Here is a 13634-nt window from a genome sequence, read left to right as displayed (position 1 = left end):
AGTCAAACTATGGCCTCTTCTCGCAATGAAGCCCCGGTCACCGTGGCTTGTCTTCAGATGGAACCGGTTTTTGGTGAAACCGCGCATAACGTCGCAGCCAGCATTGCCATGATTGAACAGGCAGCCGCCAAGGGTGCCAATCTGCTGGTTCTGCCCGAGCTATGTAATACCGGCTACGTTTTTGCTTCTCGCGAGGAGGCTTTTTCTCTGGCAGAAGTTATCCCGCAGGGTGCGTCAACACAGGCGTGGATTGATTGCGCTGCGCGGTTGAATATTTATCTGGTTGCAGGGATTACCGAACGCGAAAACGAAAGTCTCTATAACTCAGCGGTGATTATCGGGCCGGAAGGACTGATTGGCCGCTATCGGAAAGTGCATTTGTGGGGCGACGAAGCGCTGTTCTTCGAGCCGGGCAATCTGGGCTTCCCAGTATTTAAAACTCGCATTGGCACTCTGGGTTGTCAGATATGCTACGACTGCTGGTTCCCTGAAAGCTTTCGCATGGCGGCATTACAGGGCGCGGATATTGTGTGCGTGCCGACCAATTGGGTACCGATTCCCGGTCAAGACCCAGGCAGAGAGGCAATGGCTAATATTTTGGTGATGGCAGCCTCGCACACCAATTCTCTCTATATTGCTGCCGCCGATCGCGTTGGCATTGAACGCGACCAGCCGTTTATCGGCCAAAGCCTGATTACCAGCTATACCGGCTGGCCGGTGGCTGGTCCCGCCAGCAGCAAAAATCCCGAGATAGTCCTCGCTACGATAAATCTGGCCGATGCCAAACGTCATCGTAACTGGAACGATTTTAATCAGGTATTAAAAGACCGGCGGCCCGATGTCTATACGCTGCCGTAAAAAATGACTAATGGGTGCTCACGCACCCACTGTTTTATTAGGTTAATTGTTTTATCAGGTTAATTTCTGGCGGCTATACCTGAGAGGTCAACGCTGTTTCAAAACAGATTCTCCAGCCACTCATCCACAGAGGATTCTGTTTCCAGCGCCAATGCCTTTGCCCACAACTCATGTGCCTTTGGCAGACTAATCGCTCTGGTTGCCAATGAAATAAACTTGTCTTGTAGCTGCTGATCGCTAACCGGGTTTCCCGGCGCACCCAGCGCGATATCCACGCAGTGACTCAGGCGCTGACCATTTTTAGCGATTAACGTTACTTCCGGCTCGCCATCGGCACTAAAGCTGGCATCAACATTCAACGATATCCGCGAGATGGCGTCCAATAAGGCCGGATCGCGGCGCTGCTGCTCGCCATAGGCGTCTAGTCCCGCATGGCCGTAAATCCAGCGCGCGGCCACCGCATAGCGGATACTCATTTGCGCGGCGGCCAGCGAACTTATTTTTTCATCGCCACACATTTCCTGCAAAAAAGGTGACATCGTCACTTCTATACGCTCAACGTCTTCCGTTTTCATTCCCAAATGCGCAAGCAAAATTCCGGTAGCATCGATTGCCGAATGCGTACCGCGACATGAGGCATAAGGTTTGATTGAACAGCGCATCAGTTTCCACACCAGCCCTAAATCAGCGACCAGCGCCCGTGGCTGTGCAGTGGTCGGTGCCAGCGTTTTTAGAAAACCGCCCCAGTGATCTTCAAACAAACCTGTGGGGCCAGTGATCCCCGCCTGCGCACTTAACGCCGCAAGCACGCCGCCCTCGGCCGCGCGTCCGGCATGCAGTTTTTTACTTTGTGAGCCGTCATGGATAAACGCCCACAGGCCGCCGCTGAAACTTCCCGCGATGCCCAAGGCCGCTGAAATCTGCGCGCTGTTCAGAGCCAATAATCTACCGGCGGCAACCGCAGCACCAAACACGCCGCAGGTTGATGTCGAATGCCAGCCCGCGCCGTTGTGCGCCGAGTAACCGCCACAGGCCTCCAATACTCGCCGCGCCACGTCATACCCCAATACCACGGCAGTAATAAACTCTTCACCACTGACCGGTTTTTCACACAACGGTAAAACTGCCAGCATGGCCGGGATTACCACCGCGCCGGAATGGTCACAGCCACCCGTGTCGTCCAGCTCCAGCGCGTGAGCGGCAATGCCGTTGAGCAAGGCCGCATTGCGCGGTGAGGTTTTTTCCCCTCGTCCCCACAATGCAGCAATCGGGGCTGCACCTTCAGTTAACAATATCGCGGCCATGTCTTTAGCCACCTCACTGGTCGCACCGACTAGACCCGCGCCAAGAGTATCGATAATGTGCCGCTTGGTGCGCGCGACCAGACTGGCAGGTAAATCATCAAATTGGGTATCGCAAACGAAAGCTACCAGTTGCGATTGAAAATCCATGCACTGACTCACGGCTGCACTCCATTCTGTGTATGCTGCTGCCAGATTTGCGCCGGATGCGACGCCTCATTTTGCGGCTGCGTTTGCCGCCACCAGTCAGCGACTTCCCCTGCCGTAGCAACCCAGACATCCGGCTTTGAAGTGATATAATCCAACAGCTCTGCCAGCATGCCAATGCGCCCTGCCGTGCCAATGACCTCTGGATGCAGACGCAGCACATAGCAAAGGCCAAAACGGTAAAAACCGTCGAAATCCATCTTCATATTGCCCAGCGTGTGGCGGTAAGAAGCAATCCGCGACTGCGCCGGAGGTACCGCCGGTGAAAGGTTGAAGGCAAAGTAAGGCTCATCCTCCAGCTCGTAATGCATAGGTAATTCAACCAACTGCGACTGTTCCCCGGTGCTCGTCGGCTGAAAATAAGGCAAATCGTCGCCGCGCCAAGAAGAGCTCCAGTCAATGCCCGCTTCGCTCAGCGCATCGGCAAATCCCGGCGCCCAGTTACCGGCAGGAATTCTAAAACCTCGCGGTTGTTCACCGGTATAAGCCTTTAGCGCCGCCTGCCCGCGTTGCAGGCTGGAAACTTGTTCCTCGAGGCTCAGGTCATCAAATTTGGCAAACTCATAGCCGCTGGTCGCCAGTTCGTGGCCAGCGCGAGCAATCTGGGTGATTTTTTGCGGATGGTCGTCTGCAACAATTCCCGGTACGACCCAACTGCTGCGCAGGTTTTTTTCCGCCAGCATGGCCAGAATGCGATCAATGCCGCGCAGCGTGCCATAACGCCAGACCGACAGCGTTTTTTCGCGCCCGGCCACGGCTGGAACCTGACTGAGAATGCCCTGAATATCATTGAAATCGAAAGTAATCACCACCGCGCAGCGCTTGCCCTGCGGCCATTTTTCCTGCACCGAAGTGCTGTTATTTGACATCGCTGTGCTCCTCTAACCACCACTGGGCGACTTCGCGACAGCGAGCAAACCACACATCTTCACGGCTGCGCAAATGAGTAAAGAATTGGTCCAGCAGCATGATTCGCCCTGGCTTGCCGGTGATTTTTGGATGGAACAAGGTGGTCAGACTCAGCCCCTCGTTCATTGCACCGTCGAATTCGCGGCACCAGTTATCCAGCGTCAGTTCATAGCTGGCGGTGCGGTCAAGGCCTGAAGGGAAATTTGGCTCGCGGGTATAGGCGATTGAGGCGTAGTCATCCATTTCCCAGCGTCCAGGAATTTCCACCAGCGGTTTTTCATGGCCTGGCACCTGAATCAGATACGGGCGATCGTCGCCACGCATACTGCTGGAATAGGTCACCCCGGCTTCGATCAATATCGATGGAGTATCGATGTGCCAGTCACCGGACGGCGTTCGAAAACCCTCGGCGCGAATACCGAGATACTGCCAGAAAATTTCGCGGGATTTTTCCATCACCCAGCGCTGCTGTTGGGCATCAATGGCGAAAAAAGACTCATGACGATAGCCGTGATAAGCCACCTCGTGGCCGCGTTCGACAATCGCCTGGCACTGCTTCGGCCAGTTTTCCACCACCCAGGCGGGAACAAAAAAGGTCGCTGGCAGCTGATAGTCGTCCAGCAAATCCAGCAGCCGAGCCAGCGCGCGATAAGGCCCATAGCCACCAAAAGTAAAATATTCGGGCTTGTGCCACAGCGTGCCGTTGAGCATCGCATCGCCGGTCGGACCATCGAGGTCAAACGCCAGCGCCATGCAACCCTTTTTGCCGTGCGGCCAAAGACTGGCCGCGTTGGAAATCGTCATGAGTTATCCCGCTCCTGTAAATTACTGCCCTTTATTAATGGTCACTTCTTTGATTGCGCCATCTTGCAGACCCCATTTGCTGAGGATCTTCAGGTAGGTACCGTCAGCAATCATGGCTGTCAACGCGCCTTTAACCCCGTCGATCAGTGCGCTGTCATCTTTGCTGATGCCGATACCGGTAACCTGATAGGCAAAGGCTTTGCCCAACGGCTTATAGGTATTTTTCTCGAGATTCATGATGTACGGCAGGGTTTCGCTGCCCTGCACTACGCCTTCAATGCGGCCCTGACGCAGTTGGGTGCGGGCATCGGCAGTGCCTTCCGCGCCGACCACGACGATGGCTGGCTTACCTGCCGGAGTACAGTTTGCAGTGCTCCAGGCAGCAATTTCGGCCGGGAATGTGGTGCGGCGGCTGGTGCCGACTTTCTTGCCGCACAGGTCCAGCATGGTGTTGATTTCTTTATGTGCCACGGTGGTGTAGAACTGCGGGCCGCTGTTGTAATAGTCAACGAAGGTGGCGATATCCTGGCGCGGTTTGGTATCGGTCATGCCGGAGAGGATCATGTCCACGCGCTTGGTTGCAACGGCGTTGACCATCTGCTCGAAGCCAATTTCCTGCCAGCTGATTTTACGGTTCAGGCGCTTGCCGATTTCCATACCCAAATCGTAATCCATGCCGGTAAGCTGGTCGGTAGCGGGATCTTTAAATTCCAGCGGTGGATAGTTCGGCATCATCGCAACTTTGATTTCGTCTTTTTGTTTCAGCGCTTCGGCGGCAGACGCGCCTGGCATCCAGGCGGCGGTGTTGAGCAATACGCCAGCGGTAATCAGTGACAACAGCGTTTTTTTCATCAAAATTTTCCCATGTGTAAAGTTTCTAAATCAGAACCGCGGAAATAAAATTCTGCGTTCTTGGGTTTTGTGGATTCAGCAAGACATCTTCAGGATTACCACTTTCTATAATTCCGCCTTCGTCCATAAAGACCACGCGATTAGCCACTTCTCGCGCAAAACCAAGTTCATGGGTCACGACAATCATCGTCATCCCCTCTGCAGCCAGGCTGCGCATCACCGCCAGCACTTCGCCAACCATTTCGGGGTCAAGCGCCGAAGTCGGCTCATCAAACAGCATCAGTTTTGGCTTCATCGCCAGCGCGCGGGCAATCGCCACCCGCTGCTGCTGGCCGCCAGAAAGCTCCATCGGATAGGCATCACGCTTGTGCGCCAGCCCAACGCGCTCAAGCAGCGCCATCGCCTCCTGTTTCGCCTCTTTCACCGGACGCAGCAGCACCTGACACGGCCCTTCGATGATATTTTCCAGCGCGGTCTTATCCGGGAACAGATTAAAGCGCTGGAAAACCATGCCGGTCTTCAGCCGCTGGCGGGCGATTTGCTTATCATTGAGCGGATACAGTTTTTTGCCATCCATACGGTAGCCGACCAGCTCATCATCGACCCAGATACCGCCGCTATCGATACGCTCCAACTGGTTGATACAGCGTAGAAAAGTGCTTTTTCCGGAACCGCTCGGGCCGATCACACACATCACTTCCCCGTGCCTGACCTCAATATTAATATTCTTAAGTGCCTGAAAATCGCCGAAGTATTTGTTGACGTTGGACGCCGTGATGATGTTTTTCATAAGGAGTCCTTAACTATTGCGGCGGCGAGTACCGCGCCCGAAGTAGCGTTCAAGTCGGTTTTGGCCAATTGACAGCAACGTCACCACCGCCAGATACCAAATCCCGGCCACGAACAGCAGCTCCATGACGCGGGCGTTGGCGAAATAGATGGTTTGCGCGTTATATAACAGCTCGGAATACTGGATCATGCTGGCCAGACTGGTGGTCTTGACCATGCTGATAAATTCGTTGCCGATCGGTGGAATGATCACCCGCATCGCCTGCGGCAAAATAATGCGGCGCAGCGCGTGAATGCGGGTCATGCCGATGGATTTGGCGGCTTCATACTGCCCCTGATCAACAGAAATCAGCCCGGCCCGCACCACTTCCGAGGTGTATGCGCCCTGATTAATACTCAGACCCAGCAGCGCCGCGGTGAACGGCGACATAATGTCAACGGTTTGGAAGCTGAACAGCCCGGGAATACTGATAGTCGGGAAAATCAGCGCCAGGTTGAACCACAGCAACAGTTGCAAAATCAACGGCGTACCGCGAAAAATCCAGGTATAGCCGATAGCCACGCCGCTCAGTACCGGATTGCTCGACATGCGCATCACGGCAATGAGCACCCCGAAAATAACTCCCAGCGCCATTGCCAGAATCGACATCACGATGGTATTGCCCAAGCCCGTGAGGATTGCCTTGGCGGTGAAGAATTGCCCGACAAAACGCCACTCGATTTTGCCGTGGGCAAAGGCGTTGATCAGCAGCGCCAGCAGTACCAAAATCACAATCGAGGCCACAATACGCCCGTAATAGCGCTGCGGAACATACTGATACTCGCTAAGATCAACCGGAGTATTTTTCAACTCGCTGGCTGCGGTGCGTGAATTCTGCATAACAGGCTCCCGAAATTAAAGTGACAGGCCGGTGTAACTCGACACCCAGAGGGACTGTTGTTCCAGCACCGCTTTCAGGCGGGTGATTTGCTCGGCAACGCGCACTGGAGAAGTGCCACCCCAGCCGCTGCGGGCGTGAATTGCCGCGTCCAGCGTCAGGCATTCGCGCACCTGCGGCAGCAAACGAACGTCAACCTGTTGCAGTTGTTCATCGCTGACTTGATGCAGCTCGAGGTCAAACTGTTCGCACACTTGAACCAGCTTGCCGGTTATCTCGTGCGCCTCTTTGAACGGCACTCCGCGACGCGATAGCCAGTCTGCGACCTCGGTTGCCAGCGTAAAACCCTGCGGGGCATCTTCACGCAGGCGCTCGACGTTGACCACCATGGTGTCGATCATCCCGGCCATTGCGGGCAGCACCAGCAGAAGTTGGTCAACGGTATCGATAGCATTGCGTTTGTCTTCGATCAGGTCGCGATTGTAAGACAACGGCAGCCCTTTCATAGTGGTCAACATCGCTGTCACGTTGCCGATTAGCCGACCACTTTTGCCACGGGTCAGCTCGGCGATATCCGGGTTTTTCTTCTGTGGCATGATAGAACTGCCGGTGGCATAGCCATCGTTTAGTTCAACCCAGCGGAACTGGCGTGAAGCCCACAAACATATCTCTTCGCAAATGCGCGAAAGGTTAACGCCCAGCATGCTGCCAGCGAACAAAAACTCCGCCACGTGGTCACGACTGGCAACGGCATCAATCGAGTTTTCACAGGCACCGTCATAGCCGAGGTCTTTGGCAGAAAGTTCTGGATGCATGGCGATAGCCGAACCAGCCATCGCGGCCGCTCCCAGTGGAGAAAGTGCGCAGCGTTTGTCCCAGTCTTGAAAACGCTGCACGTCACGGGCAAAAGACTGCGCATGTGCCATTAATTGGTGACCAAAAACGATAGGCTGCGCCTGTTGCAGATGAGTAAAGCCGGGGGCCAGAGTGTGGAGATGCAGCTCGGCCTGTTTTACCAGCGCCTGCTGTAATTCAAGCAAAGCGGCAACAATCTTGCGGCCGTTGTCGCGCAAATAGAGGCGTAAATCGTTGGCAGTCTGATCGTTACGCGAGCGCCCGGCGCGCAGCTTGCCGCCCAACTCACCCAGACGCTCGGTCAGCATGCGCTCAATGAAGGTGTGAACGTCTTCGTCGTTTTCGATAGGTTCAACCACGCCGGCGCGATAGTCCACCGCCAGCTGGCGAATAGCGGCCACCATAAGCTCGGTTTCTTTGTCATCCAGCAGCCCCGCGCGTTGCAGTTCGAATGCATGAGCACGGCAGCCTTGCAGATCATATTCGGCAAGAGCGAAATAGTAATCCGGGCTGCGTGACAGTGCGCTCAGCGCGGGTGCGGGTGCCTGTTTAAAGCGTGCACCCCATAGACGGTCGACGGGCTGGGACATTCTTAACTCCTTCATGGCATAGATGTTGCAAAACAAGCAGTGAGAAAGCGAAATTTCCGGGTTATTTCCATCAGTTTTTAGAAAATAACCAGGCCACAAAAAATATTGGCAGCCCGTTTTTCGCTCTTGAAAAATATTAATTAAGAAATCTTGGTTAATTCGATGTTGGCGTCATTTGCAGTGGGGGTAAATATTTTTTATGGAAAGTCCACTTTCCAAATCAGGAAACACATTACCCACAAGAAGTGATTTAAATCAGCACGGCATTGGGGTTGCAGACTTAAAACTTTTACGCGTTTTTAAAACCGTGGTGGAAGCAGGAGGATTTACCGCTGCCTGTAATGAATTAAATATTGGCTTAGCGGCGATCAGCAAACAAATCTCAGATCTTGAAGTACGCTTCGGAATGAAACTCTGTACTCGAGGCCGCGAAGGTTTCTTTCTTACCGAGCACGGAAAAGTCACTTATCAGGCCTGCCTGGATTTGTTCGCCTCGATCAATCAGTTTCGCGACAAGCTTAACAATGCCCGCCATGACATGTTTGGCGAGCTGAATATCGGCATCATCGACAACACGATAACTGATGAAAATTCACCTATAATTTATGCGCTTGGAGAAATACACAGCCGTGCCCCCAAGGTCAGTGTTCGCCTGCATGCTACCCAGTTGGACGAGATTGAACGCGGTGTGCTCGACGGGCGTTTTACCTGTGGCATCATGCCGGTATATCAGGAAAAGCCTGAGTTTGATTATTACTATTTATATGAAGAAATAGCGCACCTCTATTGTGCAGACAGGCATGAACTTTATTGCATCTCTAATGAAAAAATAACCCAGCAACAAATCAAATCAGCCGAAATCGTTAATCATTTCTACGCAAACCATAGCGAGAAAAATAACTACCTCGAGTTCTCCTCCTCTAATGCAGTAGCGGTGCAAGTTGAAGCAGTGAGTTTGTTAATCTTGACGGGTAATTATATTGGATTTTTGCCAAAGCATTATGCAACTCATCTTTTCGGCGGTAATAAGCTTAAGGCCTTGCTGCCGGAAGAAATTAAAATCAGCACACCCTTTAGCCTGGTGGTAAAAAAAGGCAGCGCCTTAAATACGGTATTAACGCTTTTCTTAAACGCATTGCAAAATAATCAGCAAGACTCTTCACTGAGACAGGTGAGCTAGATTAAAGCGGTTAATGGCCGGCCCTTCCCGCACCACTTTAGTGCAAAGCGATGCGGGAGATGGTGCAACGAATTTACACCAGAGCCAATTCGTTGGCTACTGACTCAACGCGGGCAAAAGCCGCATACAGTGACTCGGCGGTCACCGGATACGGCATATTGTGCATGTCTGGCGCGTGCAGTGAAGCCTGAATAATCTCTTCAAGCTCAGCTGCGGTAAGTTCGGCAATTTCGCTTAAACGCAGCGGAACGGCGCAGGCGTGAGAAAGTATTACCGCTTCGCGCAGCTCTTCGTCACTGCGTTTCTCCAGCGCCAGCAGGCAAAGATTGCCTAAACCTACCAACAGGCCGTGACCGAATTCGCGGGTTTTGTCACATACGGTGAAACCTTCATAAATGGCGTGTGAAGCAGCCGCATGCGCGCCACTGCTCATTAATGACGTCAGGCCGGCAAACATGAAAATTGCGTCAAGCACCTGATCTAGCTCGGCATTGGCTTTACCTGCGCGCACCGCGTCACAGGCGGCAGCGCCGTAGGAGGCAATCAAGTCAAAGCAAATTCGGCTGTTGGCGCTGGACGAACGAGCAACTCCGGTAAGTTCGGCGTGGTGGCTGCTGATGGCGCGAAATTCGTACCATTTGGCCAGCGTGTCGCCCAATCCTGCTGCCAGCCAACGCAGCGGGGCCTGAGCCAACAATTCACTGTCGATGATCACCGCAGCGGGAGCCTGTGGCAGCGGATAAAGATCGCGAAAATGCCCATCGTCGAAATAGCGGATTGTCAATGGTGTCACCGCTGCGCAGGTTGCTGCAATCGTTGGAACAGTAATCACCGGCACGTTGGTTGCCACGCCCACGGCTTTACCGGTATCGAGAGATTTCCCACCCCCCACACTGATAATCACGTCTGCGGACAGCGCGACAACCTGTTGGGCCAAACGAAGAATATTTCCCTCGCTGGTCTCGCCTCCGAACCATTCCATGGCGACCACGTCAACTGAAGCACCTTCCAGTGAATGACTAATTTTTTCCCCAACAGCCTGTAATGATTGATGGCCGCCAATCACCATGGCGCGTTTGCCAAGCAGAGAGCAAATCTCGCCCAGCTGCGACAAAACCCCCGGACCACGCAAGATTTGTGCGGGGAAAATAATATTTTGAGCTTGCATCTACTGCCTCTCTGTTACTGACATTATTATGATATTAGCAGGCTAAGCATTAACCGCCGTTGCCTAAGATAAGCAAGAATTGCGCCACAGCGCAGGGATTATTTTTATCAGCCGATGCTAACCAGAGAGTTTGGCAGTTATCACGTAAAGGATTGGCTAAAACGACTCTTTTAGCCAGACGACATAATTTGCGTGGCTCGCAAGCTCTTCCATTTCGACGTTTTCTGCGACCAACGAAAAATTATCCATAATTCTCTGAGTTGATTTGCCATTAGGCGTTTGAAAAAAAGCGGAAAACAACTCGTCCCCCTGCTTCCCGCTGGTCATATTAAGAGTGATTTGATTCACCACCCCCTGGCGGATGATTTTCCTTGGCATTACCGCAGAAGACTCAACCCTCTGAGCTACCTGTAAATACTGATATTTGGCAACATCGCTGGCATAGTAATCGAAATTTTTTATCGGCCTGAAATTTTGTTCAAATATCCAGACACCGGCATCATAGCGATTAATAAACACATTAGCGCTTCTGCCAGGCTGACTAATATCGCGAGAATACACTCCTGTTCTATCAACTCGATGAGAAAAGTTACCGACTTTATCAATATATCGCATTGCTCTTTCTGAACGTGCCTGCTCCGTTAAACCCGTTAACTCTCTCAATGGCACAAGTTCTTGATCCACTGCGGATGCGCGCTTGTCGCGGCAAGGCCATACGCCGCTAATGATGCCCCAAAAGTTATTCCCGCCAGCAGGATGCCCAATGCGCCCGATGCAATCCCCAACTTTGCCTGCCAGCTCATATGCCCGCTGGGAGCGGCTCGATTAATCGGGTCGCCCGCACAGTAGACGTAAGGATTAATGCCTCCTTCACCGAAAGGACTCCAGCTAGCTTTTTTTGACGGCATCATTTGTGATTTACTTGCATTCGCGATTAATAAAATACTCACAACCTCATTATTAACCAAGTCACAAAACATCACTTTCATTAAGTGACGATAGTTACTAAAATTCTAATAGCAATAAACTTCTTAGACGATATTTAAAATGACATCACTTAGATGATATTAAATAAAACAGCTTATAATGCAATAATTTGATTTTATTTTTCATAATAACAGAGCTATAAATCATTCTTGATAAATATTCGTACTTACCATAGAGGAATACACATGCTAGCCATAATAATAGAAGAGATAGCCAAATGGCATGAGGGAGACAGACATTTAATATACTCTGCCGCTAGCGCGGTAATAATCTCATTGCTTTTCAGTATTAAAGATAATAAAAGCAACCGTTACATGCTTACCTCAAGCTGTATATGCGCGGTCATCGCGATATGCTTTAACGTTACTCTGGAGCATATGGGGCTAAATGAAACCTATTCTGCTGCTTTTGGCGCTACTATCGGTTTTATTGGAGCAGATAAACTTCGTGAAATAATTTTGTCTTTGGTTAATAAAAAAATAAGCAGTTGAACGTTAATCAATCCCCCTGATGACGAACAGGGGGATTATTTTACGCTTTCCCGTTGAGATTAAGTGACCGCGTCACCTTTTATAGCATGGGCAAATTAAGGTCGTGTTCTTTGGCGCATTCCATTGCCTGCTCATAGCCTGCATCGGCGTGGCGCATAACGCCTGTAGCCGGGTCATTAAATAATACTCTCGCCAGACGAGCATCCGCTTCCAGGGTCCCGTCGCAAACAATCACCATACCTGCATGTTGCGAAAAGCCCATGCCCACTCCGCCCCCGTGGTGCAGGCTGACCCACGTTGCACCGCCCGCGGTGTTTAGCAAGGCATTGAGCAGCGGCCAGTCTGAAACCGCGTCAGATCCATCTTTCATCGCCTCGGTTTCACGATTTGGAGAAGCAACAGAGCCGGTATCCAGATGATCGCGACCAATAACTACCGGCGCTTTGAGCTCGCCGTTGCGCACCATTTCGTTGAATGCCAGACCCGCAATGTGCCGTTCGCCCAGCCCCAACCAGCAAATACGTGCTGGCAGCCCCTGGAAAGCAATACGCTCGCGCGCCATGTCCAGCCAGTTGATAAGGTTAGCGTTATCCGGGAATAACTCTTTAAGCTTGGCATCAGTCTTATAAATATCTTCCGGATCGCCAGACAGCGCCACCCAGCGGAACGGACCTTTGCCCTCGCAGAACAGCGGGCGAATATACGCCGGGACAAATCCAGGGAAATCAAAGGCATTGGTCACACCCTCGTCTTTTGCCACTTGCCTAATATTGTTGCCGTAATCCACGGTCGGAATGCCCATGGCGTGGAAATCCAGCATCGCCTGAACGTGAACTGCCATTGAGGCACGCGCGGCTTTCACCACTGACTGTGGATTGGATTCGCGCGTCTTTTGCCACTGTTCGAGGCTCCAGCCTTCTGGCAGATAGCCGTTGAGCGGATCGTGTGCCGAGGTCTGATCAGTAACGATATCGGGACGTAAACCGCCCTGCTGCGCGCGTTTCACCAACTCCGGCATGATTTCAGCCGCGTTGCCCAGCAAACCGACGGAGATGGCTATGTTCTCGGCACAGGCTTTTTCTATCATCGTCAGCGCCTCTTCGATGGTGTAAGCCTTATAGTCGAGATAACGGGTGCGAATGCGAAAATCGATGCGCGATTCCTGACACTCAATCGCCAACACACAGGCTCCGGCCAGTACACCGGCCAGCGGTTGCGCGCCGCCCATGCCGCCCAGACCCGCTGTCAGGATCCACTTGCCGCGCAGGTTGCTGTCATAATGCTGGCGACCGGCTTCGGCGAAGGTCTCATAAGTCCCCTGCACAATGCCCTGCGCACCGATATAAATCCATGAACCGGCAGTCATTTGGCCATACATCATCAGTCCGGCTTTATCCAGCTCGTGGAAATGGTCCCAGTTGGCCCAGTGCGGTACCAGATTGGAGTTGGCAATCAGCACCCGCGGCGCATCCGTGTGAGTGCGGAATACGCCAACCGGTTTGCCAGATTGAACCAGCAGCGTTTCATCCTCTTTCAGCGTGCGCAGGCTTTGCAAGATCCCTTCAAATGCTGGCCAGTTACGCGCGGCTTTGCCAATCCCGCCGTACACCACCAAATCTTCAGGGCGTTCGGCGACGTCTGGGTCGAGATTGTTTTGAATCATGCGGTAAGCCGCTTCGATCAACCAGTTCTGACAGCTCAACTCTGTGCCACGCGGGGCGCGAACGACACGGGCAACGGCGGTTTTCTGCGGTGAATTCATTGC

14 protein-coding genes are annotated in these 13634 nt (G+C 52.5%); 3 read left to right on the top strand and 11 right to left on the bottom strand.

What is annotated here, in order from left to right:
• Positions 1–9 precede the first annotated feature (9 nt).
• Positions 10–858 (top strand): nitrilase family protein, encoded by an 849-nt coding sequence (locus AB3G37_RS11230; protein WP_369790739.1) that lies wholly within the window; start codon positions 10–12, stop codon positions 856–858.
• 98 nt (positions 859–956) lie between these two features.
• Here AB3G37_RS11230 and AB3G37_RS11225 read toward each other — a convergent pair whose 3' ends face one another.
• From AB3G37_RS11225 to argH, 7 genes are read right to left on the bottom strand one after another with little or no spacing between them, the layout of a single operon-like run.
• Positions 957–2309: an MmgE/PrpD family protein gene (locus tag AB3G37_RS11225; RefSeq protein WP_369790942.1), complete on the bottom strand. Its 1353-nt coding sequence runs from the start codon at positions 2307–2309 to the stop codon at positions 957–959.
• Between the two features lie 8 nt (positions 2310–2317).
• On the bottom strand, positions 2318–3235 hold the full coding sequence (locus AB3G37_RS11220) for a polysaccharide deacetylase (protein WP_369790738.1): 918 nt from the start codon (positions 3233–3235) through the stop codon (positions 2318–2320).
• Positions 3225–4079: a polysaccharide deacetylase gene (locus tag AB3G37_RS11215; RefSeq protein ID WP_009639040.1), complete on the bottom strand. Its 855-nt coding sequence runs from the start codon at positions 4077–4079 to the stop codon at positions 3225–3227. The genes AB3G37_RS11220 and AB3G37_RS11215 overlap by 11 nt, the downstream gene beginning before the upstream one ends.
• 21 nt (positions 4080–4100) lie before the next feature.
• Entirely contained in the window at positions 4101–4931 is an 831-nt protein-coding gene (locus AB3G37_RS11210; protein ID WP_369790737.1) for an ABC transporter substrate-binding protein, read from the bottom strand.
• Between the two features lie 25 nt (positions 4932–4956).
• Entirely contained in the window at positions 4957–5721 is a 765-nt protein-coding gene (locus AB3G37_RS11205) for an amino acid ABC transporter ATP-binding protein (protein WP_009639038.1), read from the bottom strand.
• A gap of 9 nt (positions 5722–5730) precedes the next feature.
• Positions 5731–6600 carry an amino acid ABC transporter permease gene (locus tag AB3G37_RS11200; RefSeq protein ID WP_369790736.1) on the bottom strand — a complete coding sequence of 290 codons (870 nt, stop codon included), beginning with the start codon at positions 6598–6600 and terminating at the stop codon, positions 5731–5733.
• A 15-nt stretch (positions 6601–6615) separates the two neighbouring features.
• Entirely contained in the window at positions 6616–8043 is a 1428-nt protein-coding gene (argH, locus tag AB3G37_RS11195) for an argininosuccinate lyase (RefSeq protein ID WP_009639036.1), read from the bottom strand.
• Between the two features lie 199 nt (positions 8044–8242).
• On the opposite strand from argH, the gene AB3G37_RS11190 reads away from it, so the two are divergent.
• A complete protein-coding gene (locus AB3G37_RS11190) occupies positions 8243–9223 on the top strand; it encodes a LysR family transcriptional regulator (protein WP_369790735.1) in 981 nt (326 codons plus the stop codon).
• 73 nt (positions 9224–9296) lie between these two features.
• Here the strand turns inward: AB3G37_RS11190 and AB3G37_RS11185 are convergent, their stop codons facing one another.
• The 3 genes from AB3G37_RS11185 to AB3G37_RS11175 form a co-directional block, all read right to left on the bottom strand.
• Positions 9297–10391 carry an iron-containing alcohol dehydrogenase family protein gene (locus AB3G37_RS11185; RefSeq protein WP_009639034.1) on the bottom strand — a complete coding sequence of 365 codons (1095 nt, stop codon included), beginning with the start codon at positions 10389–10391 and terminating at the stop codon, positions 9297–9299.
• A 156-nt stretch (positions 10392–10547) separates the two neighbouring features.
• On the bottom strand, positions 10548–11075 hold the full coding sequence (locus AB3G37_RS11180) for a hypothetical protein (protein WP_369790734.1): 528 nt from the start codon (positions 11073–11075) through the stop codon (positions 10548–10550).
• On the bottom strand, positions 11051–11302 hold the full coding sequence (locus AB3G37_RS11175) for a hypothetical protein (protein ID WP_369790733.1): 252 nt from the start codon (positions 11300–11302) through the stop codon (positions 11051–11053). The genes AB3G37_RS11180 and AB3G37_RS11175 overlap by 25 nt, the downstream gene beginning before the upstream one ends.
• 261 nt (positions 11303–11563) lie before the next feature.
• Here AB3G37_RS11175 and AB3G37_RS11170 point away from each other — a divergent pair, with 261 nt between their 5' ends.
• A complete protein-coding gene (locus AB3G37_RS11170; RefSeq protein WP_369790732.1) occupies positions 11564–11869 on the top strand; it encodes a phage holin, lambda family in 306 nt (101 codons plus the stop codon).
• 79 nt (positions 11870–11948) lie between these two features.
• On the opposite strand, the gene hutU is transcribed toward AB3G37_RS11170, so the two are convergent.
• Positions 11949–13631, bottom strand: a complete 1683-nt coding sequence (gene hutU, locus AB3G37_RS11165; RefSeq protein ID WP_369790731.1) for a urocanate hydratase — start codon at positions 13629–13631, stop codon at positions 11949–11951.
• Positions 13632–13634 lie beyond the last annotated feature (3 nt).

The sequence above is a fragment of the Rouxiella sp. WC2420 genome (genome assembly GCF_041200025.1).
Lineage (GTDB): Bacteria > Pseudomonadota > Gammaproteobacteria > Enterobacterales > Enterobacteriaceae > Rouxiella.
The sequence above is the reverse complement of the archived record's forward strand: the minus strand, read 5'-3'. Positions and strand labels throughout refer to the sequence as shown.

What these genes read in the sequence shown, in the direction of transcription:
- AB3G37_RS11185 (WP_009639034.1), bottom strand. Translation starts at nt 10,391, where the DNA reads ATGCAAGCTCAAAATATTATTTTCCCCGCACAAATCTTGCGTGGTCCG.
- AB3G37_RS11175 (WP_369790733.1), bottom strand. Translation starts at nt 11,302, where the DNA reads ATGATGCCGTCAAAAAAAGCTAGCTGGAGTCCTTTCGGTGAAGGAGGC.
- argH (WP_009639036.1), bottom strand. Translation starts at nt 8,043, where the DNA reads ATGTCCCAGCCCGTCGACCGTCTATGGGGTGCACGCTTTAAACAGGCA.
- AB3G37_RS11170 (WP_369790732.1), top strand. Translation starts at nt 11,564, where the DNA reads ATGCTAGCCATAATAATAGAAGAGATAGCCAAATGGCATGAGGGAGAC.
- AB3G37_RS11225 (WP_369790942.1), bottom strand. Translation starts at nt 2,309, where the DNA reads ATGGATTTTCAATCGCAACTGGTAGCTTTCGTTTGCGATACCCAATTT.
- AB3G37_RS11210 (WP_369790737.1), bottom strand. Translation starts at nt 4,931, where the DNA reads ATGAAAAAAACGCTGTTGTCACTGATTACCGCTGGCGTATTGCTCAAC.
- AB3G37_RS11205 (WP_009639038.1), bottom strand. Translation starts at nt 5,721, where the DNA reads ATGAAAAACATCATCACGGCGTCCAACGTCAACAAATACTTCGGCGAT.
- AB3G37_RS11200 (WP_369790736.1), bottom strand. Translation starts at nt 6,600, where the DNA reads ATGCAGAATTCACGCACCGCAGCCAGCGAGTTGAAAAATACTCCGGTT.
- AB3G37_RS11230 (WP_369790739.1), top strand. Translation starts at nt 10, where the DNA reads ATGGCCTCTTCTCGCAATGAAGCCCCGGTCACCGTGGCTTGTCTTCAG.
- AB3G37_RS11190 (WP_369790735.1), top strand. Translation starts at nt 8,243, where the DNA reads ATGGAAAGTCCACTTTCCAAATCAGGAAACACATTACCCACAAGAAGT.
- AB3G37_RS11220 (WP_369790738.1), bottom strand. Translation starts at nt 3,235, where the DNA reads ATGTCAAATAACAGCACTTCGGTGCAGGAAAAATGGCCGCAGGGCAAG.
- hutU (WP_369790731.1), bottom strand. Translation starts at nt 13,631, where the DNA reads ATGAATTCACCGCAGAAAACCGCCGTTGCCCGTGTCGTTCGCGCCCCG.
- AB3G37_RS11215 (WP_009639040.1), bottom strand. Translation starts at nt 4,079, where the DNA reads ATGACGATTTCCAACGCGGCCAGTCTTTGGCCGCACGGCAAAAAGGGT.